19 protein-coding genes and 1 pseudogene are annotated in these 19252 nt (G+C 65.7%); all 20 read left to right on the forward strand.

What is annotated here, in order from left to right; genetic code table 11:
- Positions 1-48: 48 nt before the first annotated feature.
- A pseudogene (locus LR961_RS10255) lies at positions 49-561 on the forward strand (flagellin); the annotation flags it as partial.
- Positions 562-903: 342 nt separating this feature from the next.
- Positions 904-1581 carry a flagellin gene (locus LR961_RS19255; protein ID WP_332311032.1) on the forward strand — a complete coding sequence of 226 codons (678 nt, stop codon included), beginning with the start codon at positions 904-906 and terminating at the stop codon, positions 1579-1581.
- 217 nt (positions 1582-1798) lie between these two features.
- Positions 1799-3304 carry a flagellin gene (locus LR961_RS19260; RefSeq protein WP_269670571.1) on the forward strand — a complete coding sequence of 502 codons (1506 nt, stop codon included), beginning with the start codon at positions 1799-1801 and terminating at the stop codon, positions 3302-3304.
- A 363-nt stretch (positions 3305-3667) separates the two neighbouring features.
- Positions 3668-5032 carry a flagellar filament capping protein FliD gene (gene fliD / locus LR961_RS10285; RefSeq protein WP_232148766.1) on the forward strand — a complete coding sequence of 455 codons (1365 nt, stop codon included), beginning with the start codon at positions 3668-3670 and terminating at the stop codon, positions 5030-5032.
- Between the two features lie 114 nt (positions 5033-5146).
- Positions 5147-5566 carry a flagellar export chaperone FliS gene (fliS, locus tag LR961_RS10290; RefSeq protein ID WP_232149309.1) on the forward strand — a complete coding sequence of 140 codons (420 nt, stop codon included), beginning with the start codon at positions 5147-5149 and terminating at the stop codon, positions 5564-5566.
- A gap of 1 nt (position 5567) precedes the next feature.
- Positions 5568-5879, forward strand: coding sequence for a hypothetical protein (locus LR961_RS10295; RefSeq protein ID WP_232148768.1), 312 nt, complete (start codon positions 5568-5570; stop codon positions 5877-5879).
- Positions 5876-6445, forward strand: a complete 570-nt coding sequence (locus LR961_RS10300) for a PilZ domain-containing protein (RefSeq protein ID WP_232148770.1) — start codon at positions 5876-5878, stop codon at positions 6443-6445. The genes LR961_RS10295 and LR961_RS10300 overlap by 4 nt, the downstream gene beginning before the upstream one ends.
- Positions 6446-6525: 80 nt before the next feature.
- Positions 6526-7158, forward strand: a complete 633-nt coding sequence (locus LR961_RS10305) for a response regulator transcription factor (protein ID WP_232148771.1) — start codon at positions 6526-6528, stop codon at positions 7156-7158.
- A gap of 262 nt (positions 7159-7420) precedes the next feature.
- Entirely contained in the window at positions 7421-8830 is a 1410-nt protein-coding gene (gene rpoN / locus LR961_RS10310; protein WP_232148773.1) for an RNA polymerase factor sigma-54, read from the forward strand.
- A gap of 14 nt (positions 8831-8844) precedes the next feature.
- Positions 8845-9225, forward strand: a complete 381-nt coding sequence (locus tag LR961_RS10315; protein ID WP_232148775.1) for a response regulator transcription factor — start codon at positions 8845-8847, stop codon at positions 9223-9225.
- Positions 9218-10684: a sigma-54 dependent transcriptional regulator gene (locus tag LR961_RS10320; RefSeq protein WP_232148776.1), complete on the forward strand. Its 1467-nt coding sequence runs from the start codon at positions 9218-9220 to the stop codon at positions 10682-10684. Before LR961_RS10315 ends, LR961_RS10320 begins: the two co-directional genes overlap by 8 nt.
- Positions 10685-11261: 577 nt before the next feature.
- A complete protein-coding gene (gene fliE, locus LR961_RS10325) occupies positions 11262-11618 on the forward strand; it encodes a flagellar hook-basal body complex protein FliE (RefSeq protein WP_232148777.1) in 357 nt (118 codons plus the stop codon).
- A gap of 12 nt (positions 11619-11630) precedes the next feature.
- Entirely contained in the window at positions 11631-13280 is a 1650-nt protein-coding gene (gene fliF, locus LR961_RS10330; RefSeq protein ID WP_232148778.1) for a flagellar basal-body MS-ring/collar protein FliF, read from the forward strand.
- A gap of 10 nt (positions 13281-13290) precedes the next feature.
- Positions 13291-14277 (forward strand): flagellar motor switch protein FliG, encoded by a 987-nt coding sequence (gene fliG, locus LR961_RS10335; protein WP_232149311.1) that lies wholly within the window; start codon positions 13291-13293, stop codon positions 14275-14277.
- On the forward strand, positions 14274-14924 hold the full coding sequence (locus tag LR961_RS10340; protein WP_232148783.1) for a FliH/SctL family protein: 651 nt from the start codon (positions 14274-14276) through the stop codon (positions 14922-14924). The genes fliG and LR961_RS10340 overlap by 4 nt, the downstream gene beginning before the upstream one ends.
- Entirely contained in the window at positions 14921-16300 is a 1380-nt protein-coding gene (locus LR961_RS10345; protein WP_232148785.1) for a FliI/YscN family ATPase, read from the forward strand. The genes LR961_RS10340 and LR961_RS10345 overlap by 4 nt, the downstream gene beginning before the upstream one ends.
- A complete protein-coding gene (gene fliJ, locus LR961_RS10350) occupies positions 16297-16755 on the forward strand; it encodes a flagellar export protein FliJ (protein ID WP_232148786.1) in 459 nt (152 codons plus the stop codon). Before LR961_RS10345 ends, fliJ begins: the two co-directional genes overlap by 4 nt.
- A complete protein-coding gene (locus LR961_RS10355) occupies positions 16752-17840 on the forward strand; it encodes a flagellar hook-length control protein FliK (RefSeq protein WP_232148789.1) in 1089 nt (362 codons plus the stop codon). Before fliJ ends, LR961_RS10355 begins: the two co-directional genes overlap by 4 nt.
- 264 nt (positions 17841-18104) lie before the next feature.
- Positions 18105-18509 (forward strand): transposase, encoded by a 405-nt coding sequence (locus LR961_RS10360; RefSeq protein WP_232148790.1) that lies wholly within the window; start codon positions 18105-18107, stop codon positions 18507-18509.
- A gap of 227 nt (positions 18510-18736) precedes the next feature.
- Positions 18737-19252: a flagellar basal body-associated FliL family protein gene (locus tag LR961_RS10365; RefSeq protein ID WP_232148792.1), complete on the forward strand. Its 516-nt coding sequence runs from the start codon at positions 18737-18739 to the stop codon at positions 19250-19252.

The raw sequence follows: 19252 nt of genomic DNA on the forward strand, positions 1-19252 counted from the left end.
CGCTGCCCTTCCACACCGCAAGGCACCGAGCACAACGGAGACGTACCCATGGCACAGATCATCAACACCAACATCATGTCGCTGAACGCTCAGCGCAACTTGAACACCAGCGGTTCCAGCCTGGCTACCTCGATCCAGCGCCTGTCCTCGGGCCTGCGTATCAACAGCGCCAAGGACGACGCCGCCGGCCTGGCGATCTCGGAACGCTTCACCACCCAGATCCGCGGCATGGACCAGGCCGCACGCAACGCCAACGACGGCATCTCGCTGTCGCAGACCGCCGAGGGCGCACTGGGCGAGATCAGCAACAACCTGCAGCGCATCCGCGAGCTGGCCGTGCAGTCGCGCAATGCCACCAACTCGCCGTCGGACCGCACCGCACTGGACGCTGAAGTGCAGCTGTTGAAGGCCGAGATCCAGCGCGTCGCCGAACAGACCAACTTCAACGGCACCCCGTTGCTGGACGGCAGCTTCCAGAACCAGGCCTTCCAGGTCGGCGCCGACCAGGGCCAGGTGATCAACATCGCCCAGATCGCCAACGCCAACATCAAGGAGCTGGGCAACTGGAACCGCGTGGATACGCCGGCCACGCTTGCCGGCGTTGCCGCTACCGGTGGCGCCAATGCCGGCACCCCCAATGCAACCGCTGGCACCATCGATGCCACCAACTTCGGCGCTCCGACCGGCACCGCCCCGGCGCTGACCTACCAGGGCTTTGACCTCACCATCAACGGCACCACCGTGTCGGTGGCGGGCGTCAACAACGGCACCGATGCGAACGACGCACGTGCCAAGCTGCTCAACAACATCGCCACCGCGATCAATGGCAATGCCACCGTGGGCGGTGCCACCGGCCTGCAGGTCAATACCACCACTGGTGTGATCACCAACGGCGGCAACGCCGTGACGATCACGGCGACCGGTGCCAACGCTGCCGAGTTTGGCGGCGCCATCACCGTTGCATCGGCCACCGGCATCGTCCCGGCCAGCTTCACCGCCGGCAACTTCACCCTGACCGGTCCGAAGGGCGAAGCCACCATCAACTTCGCTGCTGCCGGCGGTGGCGCACAACGCGCCAGCGACCTGGTCAAGGCCGTCAACAACCAGAGCTACAACACCGGCGTTACCGCCTCGCTGGATCCCAACGGCAACCTGATGCTGGCCTCCACGTCCGGCCAGTTCACCGTTGCCGGTGATGCATCGCTGACCGAACAAACCGGCCTGACCGGCGCCACCACCACCAACTGGGTGGCAGGCACGGCCGAAACCGGTTTCGAGGACCTGGACGTGCTGTCGGCCACCGGCGCGGACAACGCACTCAATGCCATCGATTCGGCATTGCAGTCGATCAACTCGGCGCGTGCGGACCTGGGTGCGATCCAGAATCGCTTCACCTCGACCATCGCCAACCTCAACACGTCTTCGGAGAACCTCTCGGCCGCGCGCAGCCGCATCCGCGATACCGACTACGCCAAGGAAACGGCGGAGCTGACCCGCACGCAGATCCTGCAGCAGGCCGGCACCGCCATGCTGGCCCAGGCCAACCAGTCGCCGCAGAACGTGCTCAGCCTGCTCAAGTAATCCGCAGCAGTGCTTGCAACGACAAAGCCCCGGCAATGCCGGGGCTTTGTCGTTCCTTGGCGTTGAACGCTTCCGCGTAGGCAATGCGCTAAAGCTGCCCGGGAAGCTGCCGTTATTGGTATCAGCAGCGGTGCTTCGGCTCCTACACCCCGCCCCACTGCACCCAGTACCGGCCAGGTGATGTGCCGGACCAAACGCCAAACAGGAAGCTCGAATCATGGCACAAGTCATCAATACCAACATCATGTCGCTCAATGCCCAGCGCAACCTGGGTACCAGCGGCTCCAGCCTGGCCACCTCGATCCAGCGCCTGTCCTCGGGCCTGCGCATCAACAGCGCCAAGGACGACGCCGCCGGCTTGGCGATCTCCGAACGCTTCAGCACCCAGATCCGCGGCATGGACCAGGCTGCCCGCAACGCCAACGACGGCATCTCGCTGGCGCAGACCGCCGAAGGCGCTCTGACCGAAATCGGCAACAACCTGCAGCGTATCCGCGAGCTGTCGGTGCAGGCCCGCAACGCCACCAACTCGCCGTCCGACCGTGAAGCGCTGAACGCTGAAGTCCAGCTGCTGAAGGCCGAAATCCAGCGCGTTGCCGAAGACACCAACTTCAACGGCACCAAGCTGCTGGACGGTGGCTTCCAGAGCCAGTCGTTCCAGATCGGCGCCGACCAGGGCCAGACGATCGATATCGCCCAGATCGCCAACGCCAACATCAAGGACCTGGGCAACTGGAACAAGGTTGCCACCTCGGCTGCCGCTTCGGCCGCAAAGCCGACCGGCACCGTCACTGCCGGCGGCACCGGTGAGCTCGACCTGACCTCGCTGGCCGTCGACACCACCAACGGCGCTGCTGCATTCGAAATCGAGGTCAATGGCGCCAAGGTCGCAATTACCGCTACCGCATACACCACTGACGCCGCCACGACCCAGCAGGCCGTTGCCGCCAAGGTCGCCACCGCCGTCAACACCGCCGCGGGCTCCACGGTTGCCACCGCCACCGCTGGCAAGGTCGCTCTGGACAACAGCGCTGCCGGCTCCAAGGCACTGACCGTCAATGCCGCCGGCGGCCAGTTCGCCAGTGCGTCCGTCGCAGGTGAAAAGACCTCCTTCGATGCCGGCAGCTTCACGCTGAAGGGCGCGAAGGGTGACGTGACGATCAGCTTCGGCGCGGCCGGCTCTGCTGCACAGCGTGCCACCGACCTGGTCAAGGCGATCAACAACCAGAGCTACAACACCGGCGTGTCCGCCTCGCTGGACAAGGATGGCCAGTTGGCCCTGTCCTCATCGCAGGGCGACTTCGAAATCTCGGGCACCGCAGCCGACGTGCTGAAGCACACCGGCCTGACCACCGGCAAGACCGCCGATGGCACCGGCGGCACCGCATGGGTGGGTGGCGAGTCCGCTACCGGCTTCGCCGACCTGGACATCTCCACCACCGCAGGTGCCGACAACGCACTGAACGCGATGGACGCAGCTCTGAACACCATCAACTCGGCCCGCGCCGACCTGGGTGCTGTGCAGAACCGCTTCACCTCGGTGGTTGCCAACCTGAACACCTCGTCGGAAAACATGTCCTCGGCCCGTAGCCGTATTCGTGACACCGACTACGCCAAGGAAACGGCAGAACTGACCCGCACGCAGATCCTGCAGCAGGCCGGTACCGCCATGCTGGCCCAGGCCAACCAGACCAGCCAGAACGTGCTGAGCCTGCTGCGCTGATCCAGCAAGCCCCACCCCGACAGTGGCGCGGACGCGCCACTGTCGCCACAAGCCCCGCCCGCAACGGCGGGGCTTGTGCGTTGTGGAACATCGGTAGGAGCAGCTTCCGCCGCGGAGCGGGTAATACGACCGTTGCCAATTGGTCGGCGATTGCAGCCAACGCTTCGATCAGGCGGCTTCCAAGCTTCGCGACTGAAGCCGCTCCCACGGCGCGCCGCACAGCGTCCTGCACCTGATTCCCCCGCCCCACTGGCACACGTCTTGCACTTCACTGCGCAACCACGCGGCTAAAGCTCAGCCTCCGCGTGCCGATACCCGGGATGCCTGCTGCAACGCCATCCCCTTGCCGCAAGAGGAAACCACATGGCCACGTCTTCCCTGTCCACGATCGGCTCCGGCCTGGACATTCCCACCATCGTTGCGCAGTTGGTCGCCGCTGAACGCGCGCCTACCGCCAACCGCATCAACAACCAAGGAACCACGGCCACCGCCAAGCTCTCGGCGCTGGGCAGCATCAAGAGCTCGCTCAGCACCCTGCAATCGGCGATGGAAGCCATGGGCAAGGCAGCCGACGTGCGCGCCTACAAAACGTCCGTGCCTGAAAAGAGCGGTTTCGGCGCCACCATCGTCACCGACCCCTCCACCGGCAAGACGCTGGCGGCTGCGGGCAGCTACAACATTGAAGTCATCAGTCTGGCGCAATCGCAGAAACTCAGCTCAGGCGCCTTCGATGCTGCCAGCATCGTCGGCGACGGCCAGCTGACGATTGCCTGGGGCGAGGAGGACTCGCTCTCGGTCGACATCGCCCCCGGCAGCAACCTGACCAGCATCGCGGCGGCCATCAACAGCGCTGCGGGCGGCAAAGGCGTCAATGCCACCGTCATCACCGCCAATGACGGCCAGCACCTGGTCCTCAATGCGGTCAACGCAGGCACCGAAGGTGCGTTGACCGTCACGGCCAGCGGCGGCAACGGCGGCCTGTCGGCTCTGACCTGGGACGGCACCAGCGGCGGCATGAGCCAGATCAAGGCGCCGACAAACGCGCACGTGCGCGTGGATGGCTTCGACCGGGAATCCAGCAGCAACAGCGTCAGCGACATCATCGCCGGCGTGACCCTGGACCTGACCAAGGCCGAGCCCGGCACCATCACCGCGCTGACCATCACCCAGGACAACGAACCACTGAAGACGGCGGTGCAGGCGTTTGTCACTGCGTACAACGCTTCGGTCAACCTGCTCAAGTCCTCCAGCGCCTACGACGCAACCACGGACAAAGCCTCGGTACTGACCGGTGATTCGATGGTGCGCGGCCTGCAGCAGCAGCTGCGCGGCCAGCTCAGCGCCAACATCATCGACCTCAAGGAACTGGGCCTGACCGTGACCAAGGACGGCACCCTGTCACTGGACGCGAGCACGTTCGACAAGGCCATGGCCAAGAACCCGGCCGCCGCCGAGGCATTGGTTGGCAAAAGCGGTGCGCTCTATGAAGGCATGAACAGCATCCTCAAGAGCAACCTGGACAGCGGCACCGGCACGCTGGTTCAGCGCACCGACACGCTCAACAAGGAAATCAAGAAGCTGGAAAAGCAGCTCGACGAGCTCGATGCCCGCATGGAAAAGGTTTCGGCCCGCTATACCGCACAGTTCACGGCGATGGACAAACTGGTATCGCAGATGCAGAGCACCAGCAGCTACCTCACCCAGCAGCTGTCGGCGATGTCCAGCTGACAACCGCAGGCCGGCTCAAGCTGGCGGCCCTGATGGCCGATAGCTAAGGGAGCCACACACACGATGTATCGGCAGTCGCTGCCTTCACTGCACGAACACCAGGAGATTGAGTACATGTACGGCCCAAGCCGCCATTTCGCCGAACAATACCGCCAGATCGGCGTCTCCACCCGGGTGGTGGATGCGGATCCGCACAAACTGGTCTCACTGTTGCTGGAAGGCGCCAACGAGCGCATGCGTCGTGCTGAAGCCTTCCTGGCCCAGGGCGACCAGGCACTCAAGGGCAAGGCCATCGGTGAAGCCTGTGCCATCGTCGGCCACCTCAATGGCTCGCTCGATCACGCTGCAGGTGGTGAAGTTGCCGGCAACCTGTCCGCCCTTTATGACTACATCGTGCAGCGCCTGACCGAAGCCAACCTCAACAACGACGTGACCGCCCTGCAGGAATCATTGTCCCTGCTGGGCGAGATCGAATCGGCATGGAATGCGATCCCGGTCGAGCAACGCCGCCATCCGGTCGCCAATGGAGCCTGAGATGTCCAATGACAACATCGCCATGCTGCAGGCCCTGCATGCGGACCTGGAATCGTTGAAGAACGCCATCGAAGGTGAAGACCATGACCTGGCCGAACGCATCGTCAGCGGGCACGACCAGCGCTTGCGCGACTACATCCGCGATCACGGCGTTCAGGCCGAAGCCACTGCATTGCAGGGGCTGCTGGAACAGCAGCAGGCGCTGACCGGCCGCATGCGTGAGCTGCGCGACGAAGCGGCCGAGCATCTGCGCCACGAGCGGCAGTCGGCGCGTGCGGCCAATGCCTATCAGCAGGCTGGCGCACGACCATGACCACCGGAGGCATCGTGCACCCCGCCGAGACCGAGCTGTTCGATGACACGCTCAGCTGTGAGGTGACACTGCCAGTGCTGTTCGAAGCCGGCGCCAGCGTGTTGCGGCCCGGTGCATCTGAGATGCTGTTGCGCAGCGTCGCCCTGGTGGAGGATTCGCGCAGCAATGACGAGGGCGAGGAGAGAACTGACAGCAGCGCCCAGCTGCAACGTCTGGAAGCCCGCCTGGACCTGACCCTGGTGCTGCTTGGCCGTTTGCTGCAGCAGACCACCCAGACCCTCCCACTCCGCCCGTTGCGCTGGTCGCGACACGGGCTTCGCATCGACCTACCGCACGCGCTCGATGCGCAGCCAGGCAGCACAGGCGTGGTCAAGCTGCTGCCCGTGGAATGGCTACCGGACCATATCGAGCTGCCGGTAGTGGTGCTCGCGCAGGAGGGTACAGCTGCCGGCAGCCGCCTTTGGCTGCGCCTGCAGGAAACCAGCGAGGCATTCGCCTCGGCACTGGAACGCCACCTGTTTCGCCTGCATCGCCGCCAGATTGCCGATAGCCGGCGCAACCGGTGAGCATAAGCACGACTTTCGGCCTGTTGGCGCCGATGGCCGGGCTCCGTTAAGGTGCAGCCTTCCGCTAAGGTACCGTTTCCGTGCGCGTTCTAATTGTCGACGACCATACCCTGGTCCGTGCCGGACTCAGTCGGCTGCTGCAGACTTTCGGCGACATCGATGTCGTTGCCGAAGCCAGCACTGCCGAGCAGGCACTGGAAATGGCGCTGTTCCACCGGCCCGACCTGATCCTGATGGACCTGTCGCTGCCCGGCCGCAGCGGCCTGGAGGCACTCAGTGACGTCCGCGCGCATCTGCCGCATGTCCACACCGTGATGATGTCCATGCATGACGACACCAGCCACGTTCGCGATGCGCTGGATCGCGGTGCGGTCGGCTTCGTGGTCAAGGACGCCGCACCTGCCGAACTTGAGCTTGCGTTGCGCGCAGCGGTGGCCGGACAGGTGTTCCTGAGCCCGCAGATCTCGGCCAAGATGCTGGCGCCGCTGATCGCCCGCGAGCGCCCTACCGGCATCGCAGCCTTGTCACCGCGCCAGAAGCAGATCCTGCGTCGCCTGGGCAGTGGTCAGAGCACCAAGGAAATCGCCGCGGAGCTGGGTATCAGCATCAAGACCGTGGAAACCCACCGTGCACGGATGATGGAAACGCTTGGCTGTCGGCGCGCCACTGACCTGTTGTTGCTGGCTGTACGCCATGAAAAGGACTTGATCTGACGTCGGAATGTCGCCCGATTCCGCACTGCGTCACAAAAACGGATTTCCGGCGCCACACTGTATGGAAGCGAGCGGAATCAAATAGTTACTTAGAAACAGCCTTCGCCACGCGTCGGAAATTTGGCGAAATGTAGGTGATTCCCCGACAAATCGTCAGGGGCGCCACGACAGGCATCAGGGCGGCACCTATTACGGCCCTGACAGCTGCCACGCAAGATGCGTTCCACAACGCGCCGGCCATTGGCGCGGTATGGGGAAACGCATGAAAGCCGTACTGTCCACACAGCTGGGTCAACAGCTCCATCTCACACCTGCCTTGCTGCAATCCATCCGTCTGCTGCAGCTCAACGGCATGCAGCTGGAACTGGAAGTGCGCCAGGCGATGGAGAACAACCCGCTGCTGGAACTCCACGAAGAGCGCGAACTCGCCGGCGACGATGCGGGCGCAGACGCAGCGCAGACCGACGCAGCCGCTTTCGACGAACTTCCCGAGCCATCGATGTGGGACACCCCAGGCGCCAGCTGGAGCGCGGGGGATGAAGACCGCATGGCGCGCATCGCCGCTGGTGAATCCACCGACCCGCAGCTGCGCGTACTGAACGCGCTGGCGTTGGACCTGCCCGCAGCCGACCTTGCCGTTGCCGCCTTCTGGCTGGAGCAGTGCGATGACGCCGGCTATCTGCAGGCACCTCTGGCACAACTGACGCAGCTGGCCAGCGCCCGCCTGGATCGCACCGCCACCGACCTGGAGGCCGTCCGTCAGAAGTTGCTGCACGGCGAACCGGCTGGCATGGCCGCCGTGGACCTGCGCGAATGTCTGCAGGCCCAGTTAACCGCCCTGTCCGGCAATGTCGCCGCCCGCCACCTGGCCCGGCGGCTGCTTGATGCGGACCTGCAATTGCTGGCCCAGCACGATTTCGAGGCCCTGGCCCGCGCACTGGATGCCGAGTCGGAAGACGTGCAGGAAGCCTTCCGCCTGGTGCTGTCGCTGCAACCACGCCCCGGCGAAGCCCTGCTGCCGCACTCCGAACTGGCGGTCGTGCCGGACGTGGTGGCCTGGCACGCCGACGGCCAATGGCGCGTGGCCTTGAACCCTGCCACCACCCCGCGGCTGAACATCAACCCCAGCTACGAACGGGTCGTGGCCGAGAGCAGCGGCGAGGCATCGCAGCCATTGCGCGAAATGCTGCATGAAGCCCGCTGGCTCACCCGTGGCCTGTCGATGCGCTATGAAACCCTGCTGCGCACCGCGCGCGTGATCGTCGAGCGCCAGGCTGCGTTTCTGGTCGATGGCGAGGAAGCCATGGCCCCGCTGACCCTGAAAGAAGTGGCCGACACCATCGGCATGCACGAGTCCACCGTTTCGCGCATCACCTCCGGCAAGTATCTGCAGACCCCGCGCGGCACCTTCGAACTCAAGCACTTCTTCGCCGTGCGGCTGGAAGGCGCGGCGGTGTCGGGATTGGCGGTCAAGGCCATGGTCAAGCGCCTGATCGATGCCGAACCGGCGGGCCGCCCGCTGGCCGATGAAGCCATTGCCGGGCTGTTGGCACGCCAGGGAGTGAACATCGCGCGCCGGACCGTCGCAAAATACCGCGAACAACTCGATATCGCCCCGGCCCGCGAGCGCCGTCGCCACGGCACCCTGCCGCAGCTGGCGCGCGCCGGCTGAACCCAAGGATTCCCATGAGCAAGCTCACCGTATTGCTGGTCGATGACCACGAAGGTTTCATCAACGCCGCCATGCGCCACTTCCGCAAGGTCGACTGGCTGCAGGTGGTCGGTAGCGCCGCCAACGGACTGGAGGCGATCGAACGCTCCGAAACGCTGCGCCCGCGGGTGGTGTTGATGGACCTGGCCATGCCGGAAATGGGTGGCCTGCAGGCCACCCGCCTGATCAAGACCCAGGACGACGCACCGTACGTGGTGATTGCAAGCCACTTCGACGATTCCGAACACCGCGAGCACGCACTGCGTGCCGGCGCTGACAATTTTGTCAGCAAGTTGTCCTACATCCAGGAAGTCATGCCGATCCTGGAGGCGCTCAAGGAGCCCAGCCATGAGTGAGTCACGCATTCTGGTCATCGACGCGGACGCGGTCCGCGCCGAACGCACCATCGCCCTGCTCGAGTTCATGGATTTCACCCCGCGCTGGGTCAGTGACGCGCAGGACATCGACGTGCGCCGCCACCGTGGCAACGACTGGATGGCCATCGTGGTGGGTGCGCTGGAAGATGCCGATCGCGCCGCCGGGTTCTTCACCTGGCTGGCCGGTACCAGCCTGCCGCCGCCGATCCTGCTGGCTGAAAGCGACCCGCTGGCGTTCTCACGCCACTACGGCCTGCATGAAGCCAATGTCTGGCCGCTGGAGCAGCCGATGCGTCACGCGCAGGTGGAAGCCCTGCTGCGCCGTGCCAGCCTCAAGTGCCTGGATGCCGAACACCAGGCCGGTAGCGCCGACGACAATGGTCCGACCGGCAGCAGCCCGGCGGTCACCGAGCTGCGCCAGCTGATCGAGCAGGTCGCCAACTTCGACACCACGGTACTGGTGCTGGGCGAATCGGGCACCGGCAAGGAAGTGGTGTCGCGCTCCATCCACCAGCGCTCGCCGCGTCGTGATGGGCCGTTCGTGGCGATCAACTGCGGCGCCATTCCACCGGACCTGCTGGAAAGCGAACTGTTCGGCCACGAGAAGGGTGCCTTCACCGGCGCACTGAGTGCACGCAAGGGCCGTTTCGAGATGGCCGAAGGCGGCACCCTGCTGCTGGACGAGATCGGCGACATGAGCCTGCCGATGCAGGTCAAGCTGCTGCGCGTGTTGCAGGAGCGCAGTTTCGAGCGCGTCGGCGGCAACCAGACCATCCGCTGCAACGTGCGCGTCATCGCCGCCACCCACCGCGACCTGGAAACGCGCATTGCCGAGGGCAAGTTCCGGGAGGATCTGTTCTACCGGCTCAACGTGTTCCCGATCGACGTGCCGGCGCTGCGCGAGCGCACCGACGACATCCCGGCGCTGGTGGAAACCATCGCCACGCAGCTGTCACGCACCGGTCGCGGCGAAGTGCGCTTCACCAGCGAAGCATTGCAGGCCCTGGCCAGCTACCCGTGGCCGGGCAATGTGCGCGAATTGACCAACCTGGTCGAACGCCTGGCGGTGCTGCACCCGGGCGGCCAGGTCCGCGTGCAGGACCTGCCCAGCCGCTACCGTGGCGACCACGCCGTAACGGCGCAGGCCGAACAGGAGCGCCCCGCCTTGGCACGCATGATTGCCGACAGTGCAGCCCCGGTGGCAGCAGCACAGGCCGCTGGTGCAACGGGCAATGCTTCCACGAACCTGCCCAGCGAAGGTCTGGACCTGCGCGATCACATGGCCGGCATCGAACTGACCCTGATCAACGAAGCGTTGGAGCGCACCCAGGGCGTGGTCGCACATGCGGCGCAACTGCTTGGCCTGCGTCGCACCACGCTGGTGGAAAAGCTGCGCAAGTACGGGATTGAGCGCGAGCAGATTGAAGCGATTGGTTGAAGTGGCCGGCCCGTTGGGTTTCGGGCGGGGCTGAAGCCTCCCTTTCCAACCCTCCCGTTCGCCTACAGCGACAGGGAGGGCGCTGAGAAACGACATCTCAAGCCGGCACCGTTCTGGGGCCGGCTTTCCTGTTTCCGGGCACTGCGGGCACTTCGAGCGGTGCTTTGCCTTTTGGCTTTCCCAAGCGCGAAGGGCGTCAAATGGATCGCTTGCGCGCCACTTGCGTGCGATCCGATGACGCCCGAAACGTATGTCGAAATAACGCATGTTTCCGGCAACAGTCTCCGGCCGTTGCCCGGCGTGCGACTGCATGCATCTGCGCGGACGGAAGGTCCACGCGCTTCGCCGCTGATACCGCTGCCGCGCAAGCGCCACGCATCCCCATGCCACCCAGCAACACCGCCCGGCCCTGCAAGCCCTCCATCCCATCCTCCATCGCCGCGCCACCGCCATAAACCCGGCGCAACGCCGGAATACAGGCAGCCCTGACGCACCAGTGACAGGCAAACGTCTTCACATCTGTGGCACGGCACTTGCACTGCTGACAGACGAAAACGCTCCCTTCGGAATCCCCCTGATGTCGCACTCCATCACCTCCGTGCTTTCCCAGATCCGCAGCCTGCAGAACCAGGTTGGCCAGGCCGCGCCCAACGGCGACCTGCCGCGGAGCAATGCGATCCAGGGATTGACCGAAGGCAACGCCGTCACCGGCCCCAGCTTCAGCCAGACATTGCAGACCGCGCTCAAGGGTGTGAACGAAGCCCAGCAGAAATCCGGCCAGCTGGCCGCCGCCTTCGAGCGCGGTGAAGCCGGTGCCGACCTTGCCAAGGTGATGGTGGCTTCGCAGCAATCGCAGATCGCCTTCCGCGCCACCGTGGAAGTCCGCAACCGTCTCGTCCAGGCTTACCAGGACGTGATGAACATGCCGCTGTAAGGAATACTCCGCATGGCTTTGTCACTGACCAAAGATTCATTGAACACCCAGCAGGCCGGTGCCTGGTTCGACCGCCTGCAGAGCCTGCAGATCACCCGTCGGCTGGGCTTGATGGCGATGATCGCCGTTGCCGTGGCAGCGGGCCTGTTCGTGTTCTTCTGGTCGCAGAAGCCGCAGCTGGTTCCGCTGTATACCGGCCTGGACCAGAAGGCCACCGCCGAGGCCACCGACCTGCTGCGCGCGGCACAGATCCCGTTTGAAATGAACGCCGCCACCGGCGCGATCAGCGTGCCGGAAAAGAACATCCACGATGCCCGCCTCAAACTGGCCGGCTCCGGCCTGACCGACAGCGGCCGGCTCGGCTTCGAAATGATGGAGCGCGACCCCGGCTTCGGCGTCAGCCAGTTCGTCGAAACCGCCCGCTACCAGCACGCACTGGAAACCGAGCTGGTGCGCACCATCACCAGCCTGCGTCCGGTACGCGATGCGCGCGTGCACCTGGCCATTCCCAAGCCCAGCGCTTTCACCCGCCAGCGTGACGTGGCCAGCGCCTCGGTGGTGCTGGAACTGCGTGGCGGCCAGCAGCTGGAACGCAACCAGGTGGACGCCATCGTGCACATGGTCGCCTCCAGCATTCCGGACCTGGCACCGGAGCGCGTGACCGTTGTCGACCAGAGCGGGCGCATGCTCACCATCGCCGACCCGAACAGCGAGGCCGCGCTCAACGCCGCCCAGTTCGACCAGGTCCGCCGCCTCGAAGGCTCGTACAACCAGCGCATCCGCGAACTGCTCGAACCGATGACCGGCGCCGGCCGGGTCAATCCCGAAGTCAGCGTGGACATGGATTTCTCGGTCACCGAAGAAGCGCGCGAGCTGTACAACGCCGAACCGCAGAAGGTGCGCAGCGAGCAGATCAGCGAGAACACCAGCGCCGTCGTCGGCCCGCAGGGCATTCCGGGCGCCACCAGCAACACGCCGCCGGGCGCCGCTGCTGCGCCGGCTCCGACGACCGCTGCAGCCCCCACCGAAACCTCCAAGAACGCCACCCGCAACTACGAACTGGACCGCACGTTGCAGCACACCCGGCAGCCGCCAGGCCGCGTGCAGCGCGTCTCGGTCGCGGTGCTGGTGGATCATGTGCCGCGTGCCGGCAGCAACGGCAAGGTCAGCGACCAGCCGCTCAGTGCCGCCGAGCTGACCCGCGTCGAAGCGCTGGTCAAGCAGGCGGTCGGCTTCAATGCCGAGCGCGGCGACACCGTGTCGGTGATGAATGCCCCGTTCGTGCGCGAAGCGGTGCCGGTGGAAGCTCCCAACTGGTGGGAGAACCCACAGCTGCGCGATGCGCTGCGCCTGGTGCTGGGTGCGGTAGTGGTGCTGGCGCTGCTGTTCGGCGTGCTGCGTCCGGCCCTGCGCCAGATTGCCGGGCCGCCCAAGGCCCTGCCCGACCCCAACAGCGATCCATTGAGCGCCGATGTGCAGGTGCTTGATGACGGCGTAACCATGCCGGCGCTGGCTGCCGATCATCTGCAGCTGGACAAGTCCGCCCAGCTCGCGCTGCCGGTGGATGCCTATGAAGAACGTCTGCGCATGGCGCGCGAGGCGGTCAAAACCGATTCCAAACGCGTCGCCCAGGTGGTGAAGGGTTGGGTGGCAAATGACTGATGCAATGCCGATGACCGGCGTGCAGCGCGCTGCCGTGCTGCTGCTTTCGCTGGGCGAAACCGACGCGGCCGACGTACTGCGCCACATGGAGCCCAAGGAGGTGCAGAAGATCGGCATCGCCATGGCCACGCTCAGCGATGTCACCCGCGAGCAGGTGCAGCAGGTGATGGACGACTTCGGCGCCGAGCTGGGCAACAAGACCTCGCTCAGCGTCGGTTCGGACGACTACATCCGCAACATGCTGGTGCAGGCGCTGGGCAACGAGAAAGCCAGCAACCTGATCGACCGCATCCTGCTCGGCCGCAACACCACCGGCCTGGATGCGCTGAAGTGGATGGACCCGCGTGCGGTGGCCGACCTGGTCCGCAACGAGCATCCGCAGATCATCGCCATCGTCATGGCCCACCTGGAAACCGACCAGGCCGCCGATGCGCTCAAGCTGCTGCCCGAACGCACCCGCGTGGATGTGCTGCTGCGTATCGCCACGCTGGACGGCATTCCGCCCAACGCGCTGAACGAACTCAACGAGATCATGGAGCGGCAGTTCGCCGGCAACCAGAACCTGAAGTCGTCCAACATCGGTGGCGTGCAGTGCGCGGCCAACATCCTCAATTTCATGGACGGCGGCCAGGACCAGGCCATCCTGACCGAGATCGCGCGCATCGACGCGCCGCTGGGCAACCGCATCCAGGACCTGATGTTCGTGTTCGACGACCTGGTGGACCTGGACGATCGCGAAATGCAGCTGGTGCTGCGCGAAGTCAGCGGCGAACGCCTGGGCCTGGCACTGCGTGGCGCCGACATCAAGGTGCGCGACAAGATCACCCGCAACATGTCCCAGCGCGCCGCCGAGATCCTGCTCGAAGACATGGAAGCTCGCGGCCCGGTGCGGCTGTCCGACGTGGAAGCGGCGCAGCGCGAAATCCTGGCCATCGTCAAACGCATGGCAGATGAAGGCACCGTCACCGTCGGTGGCAGCGCCGAGGCGATGCTATGAGCACTGTTGTGCGCTGGCATGCGCCGGACCTGAATGTCCCGCTCGCCCCGCCGACGCCGGCCGAACCTGCGCTGGAACTGATCGAGACCATACGCGCAGCGCCTGCCGAGCCGGCAGCGCCGCCCATCCAGTTGCCGACACTGGAAGAAGTACAGGCCATCCGCGATGCCGCGCAGGAAGAAGGTTTCCAGCAAGGCCACGTCGAAGGCTATGCGCAGGGTCAGAACGAAGTCCGCCGGCTGGTCGCACAGATCGAAGGCATCCTCGACAACTTCAGCCGTCCGCTGGGCCGGCTCGAGAACGAAGTTGTCGGAGCCCTGGGTGATCTGTCGGTGCGCATCGCCGGGGCTCTGATCGGTCGCGCCTACGAGTCCGACCCTGAGCTGCTGGTGGCCCTGGTCCACGACGCACTGGACACTGTCAGCGGCACCAGCCGCGACGTGGAAGTGCGGCTGCACCCGGATGACATCGCCGCCATCAGCACCCTGCTCTCCCTGCCCGAAGGCCAGCGCCTGGTGCCCGACGTCAACCTCAGCCGTGGCGACCTGCGCGTGCATGCCGAGTCGGTACGCATCGATGGCACGCTCGACGCGCGCCTGCGCGCTGCGCTCAGCACCGTGCTGCGCCGCGTGGGAGCCGGCCAATGAGCGCCTCACCGGCTCCGGCCGAATGGGCTGCCGCGCGCGACCTGCGCCTGGCAGCCCGGCTCAATGGCATTTCGCTGGATGCCGCCGCCGGCCATGGCTTGGTCCGTGAAGGCATCCTGCGCCGCGCGGTCGGCCTGACCCTGGAAGCGGTGGGCTGCGACGCGCCGATGGGCGCCACCTGCAAGGTCGAGATCATCGACGGCGGATGGGTGGATGCCGAAGTGGTCGGCTTCTCCGGCGACCGCACCTATCTGATGCCCAGCGCCGAACTGCATGGCCTGCTGCCCAATGCCCGCGTCGTGCCGTCGTACAAGCGCGGTGGCGTGGAAGTGGGCGAAGGCCTGCTTGGCCGCGTCATCGACAGCGACGGCCTGCCGCTGGACGGCAAGGGCCCGATCCGCGCCGAAGGCACGGTCGGCATGGCCGGCGTGGCGATCAATCCCTTGGCCCGCGAGCCCATCATCCAGCCGCTGGACGTGGGCGTGCGCGCGATCAACGCGCTGCTGCCGATCGGCCGTGGCCAGCGTGTCGGCCTGTTCGCCGGCTCCGGTGTCGGTAAATCGACGCTGCTGGGCATGATGACCCGCTACACCGCCGCTGACGTGATCGTGGTCGGGTTGATCGGCGAACGTGGCCGCGAAGTCCGCGACTTCGTCGAAACCACGCTGGGTGAGGAAGGCCTGCGCCGCGCAGTGGTGGTCGCCAGCCCCGCCGACCGGCCGCCGCTGGCGCGCCTGCACGGCGCCTACCGCGCCACCGCCATCGCCGAATGGTTCCGCGACCAGGGCTTGAACGTGCTGTTGCTGATGGATTCGCTGACCCGCTTCGCGCAGGCACAGCGTGAGATCGGCCTTTCCGTGGGCGAACCGCCGACCACCCGCGGTTACCCGCCATCGGTGTTCGCCAAGCTGCCCGCGTTGGTGGAACGTGCTGGCAACGGCGCCAAGGGGCGCGGATCGATCACCGCCTTCTACACCGTATTGACCGAAGGCGACGATCCGCAGGACCCGATCGCCGATGCGGCCCGCGCCATCCTCGACGGCCACATCCTGCTGTCCCGTCGCGTTGCTGACAGCGGCCTGTACCCGGCCATCGATGTGGAATCCTCGGTCAGCCGCGTGGTCCAGGACATTGCCGACGATATCTGGCGCGCGCGCATCCGCAAGCTCAAGCGGCTGGTGTCGGCCTACACGGCAAACCGCGACCTGATCGCCATCGGCGCCTATCAGCGCGGCAACGATCCGGTCACCGACGAAGCCCTGGACCGCTGGCCGGAAATCATGGAATTCCTGGGCCAGGACGTGCACGCCGCCGCCGACCTGGGCCACAGCCTCAACGCATTGCAACAACTGGTAGACAGCGAGAAACCCGCATGAGCCCGTCACGTCGCCTGGACCCATTGCTGCGCCGCGCGCAGGATCGCGAGGACGAAGTCGCCAAGGAACTGGCCGAACGCCAGAAGGCGCTGGATGTGCATCAGTCGCGCCTGGCCGAACTGCGCCAGTACGCCGACGAGTACGCCAGCGCCCAGCTGGCCACCACCAGCACCGCCCAGCTGATGAACCGCCGGGCCTTCCTCGACCGCCTGGACAATGCCGTGCAGGCGCAGAGCAAGACCGTGGACAACAACCGCGAGCGCGTGGATGCCGAACGCGCGCGCCTGCTGCTGGCCAGCCGCGACAAGCAGGTGCTCGAACAGCTGGCAGCCAGCTACCGCGCGCAGGAAAAGCAGGTCGAGAACCGCCGTGACCAGCGCGAGATGGATGACCTTGGCGCGCGCCGCGCACGCCTGTCCAAGCTCGAAGGCGAAGGTGAAGGGGAAGACGCATGAACGTTCTGTCTTCTAATCCCGCTGTCGGCAGCAATGGCGACGTCACGGCATCTCCGCGCAGCGCCAATGCCAACGGTGGCCCCGACAAGGCTGACGGCAGCGGCTTCGAGGCCATGCTGCAAGGCAAGTCGGCGCAAGCCAAACCGAAACCGTCCCCTTCGACGACGGGCAGCCGGGAGTCAGCCTCCACCGATGCACCCTGTCGCGAGGACACCAGCGCCTCCGCCAGCCACGACGCAGACGTTGATACCGAAAACGTCGCGGCCGCCGGGCCTACGGACAAGGCCAAGCCGGAGAGCAGCGAATCCGTCGACGAAGCACCGTGGCCGCCGCCGGGCCTGTCGGCCTTGTTGCCGCCGCCCGCCGAAACCCCGCCAGCGCCCGCCCCTGCCAGCAACGCGAGCACCTCCTCGGGCACGGCCGCCACACCGGCCGCGACGCTGGCTGCCACAACGTCCGGCGTGGCCGGCCTGGCCCAGGCAGCCGCTGCAGGTGAAGCTGCCGAGGAAGTGCTGCCGCCAACGGCAAGCATCGCCACGGACAAAGTGACTTCGGCGCAACTCGATAGCGATGCTCCCGCACCGACATCGTTCAACGCCTTGCTGCACAGCCAGAGCGCCCAGGACCTGCGTGGGCCCGCGCCCACCGCCTCTGCCGATGCGCCGACACCGACGCCCGACCTCAACAGCGGCGACTTTGACGAGGCCATCGGCACCCGCGTCAGCTGGCTGGCCGAGCAGAAGATTGGTCATGCCCACATCCGCATCACCCCGCACGACCTCGGCCAGGTGGAGGTGAAGCTGCAGCTGGACGGCGAGCGCGTGCATGCCAGCTTCACCAGCGCCCACGCCGACGTCCGCCAGGCACTGGAAAACAGCCTGCCGCGACTACGCGAAATGCTGGGCGAACAGGGCCTGCAACTTGCCCACGCCGACGTGGGCCAGCAGCAGAGCCCGCAGCAGCAGGGCGAAGATCGCCCAACGGGCGCAGGCCACGTCGCCGGCTCCTCCGACGACGGCGCAGAACGGGCAGCCACCACCCACCAGACCCTGCGCATGCGCGGCCTCCTGGACGCCTACGCATGAAGTCGGCCCCTGTAGGAGCGGCGTGAGCCGCGAAGCAACTGTTGTCGCAGATCATGTCGAATCCGCAATTGCACAACTCATGTGCCCTTGCCCCATCGTCAGCTTCGCGGCTCACGCCGCTCCTACAGATGGGTTTCTGACAGCCGCCCGAGCCACCGCTGGACATCCCCAAGCTCGGCCCAACGGCCAAGCTGCGGCATGGCGCCTGCGACGAACAATCCGAACAAAGGTCACCAGGCACTGCGGCGGGGGCGGGTATCGCTCGTGGGCCAGGTCTACCTGATCACGTTCAGCACCGAGTGTAGACTTCCAGCCTTTACCGACCCGTTACATGCAGCGGCCGCATGCCGTGCCATCTGTGACCCTCGGCTGTGGCAGAACGCAGGCCTGCTGACATGGGTTTTGATGCCGGATCACTGGCATGGACTGATTCAACTGGGATGCCGAGACGCCCTCGCGGCAACGGTGCGCAACCTGAAATCCAATAGCGCGCGTGTCCTGCCCACAACCGTGACCCGCCCGGTATGGGCACGCGGCTACCACGATCGTGCATTGCGCAGGGAGGACTGTCTCAGAGCCGTTTCGCGCTACATCGTCATGAATCCCGTACGTGCCGGTTTGGCTGCCTCCCCGCGCGACTATCCGTACTGGAACACCATCTGCCTGTGAACCGACCCGCTCCCCTGTAAGAGCGGCGTAAGCCGCGAAGTCGGTACCAAATCCGGCGCCAGTTCAGATGCAACTCCAGAAACGCCACCGTCGGCAGTAGCCCAGGTTTTGGCTTTGCGGCTCATGCCGCTCCTGCAATTACGCGCGTCAACATTCCGGCAGAACCGCCTGCTCGGCTCCGGCACGGTGCTTGCATGTGCGGGGGAAGCGATTTCCAGGAGTTCAACGTGGCTGTTGCCGCTGACAAGAAAAACAAAACCGAGACGGCTGCGGAGGCGACTGGCAAGTCGCGGCGTCCGTTGCTGGTCACCGCTTTGATCGCGCTGTTTGCTGCTGGCGCGGCCGGTGGCGGCGTCTGGTACTTCACCCAGGGCAACACTGCCAAGGCAGCTGCGGCCAAGCCCGCTGCGAAGACCCCTGCCCCGGCCCAGTATTTCGCGCTGGACCCGGCATTCGTGGTCAATCTGAACGGCCCGATCGACGGACCGCGCTACCTGCAGGTGGAAGTCCAGCTGATGACACGCGACCCGCTGGCACTGCAGGCCCTGCAGACCCATGCACCAGCCATCCGCGCCAAGCTGCTGATGCTGTTCTCTCAGGTGGAACCGGCGCAGATCGCCGACCGCGCCGGCAAGGAGAAGCTCCAGGCCAGCGCGCTGGCCGAGGTACAGAAGCTGATGAAGGTCGAAACCGGCAGCAAGAGCGCCGATGAGCTGCTGTTCACCAGTTTCGTCACCCAGTAA

The organism is Stenotrophomonas sp. SY1, from assembly GCF_021202945.1.
Taxonomy (GTDB): Bacteria; Pseudomonadota; Gammaproteobacteria; order Xanthomonadales; family Xanthomonadaceae; genus Stenotrophomonas.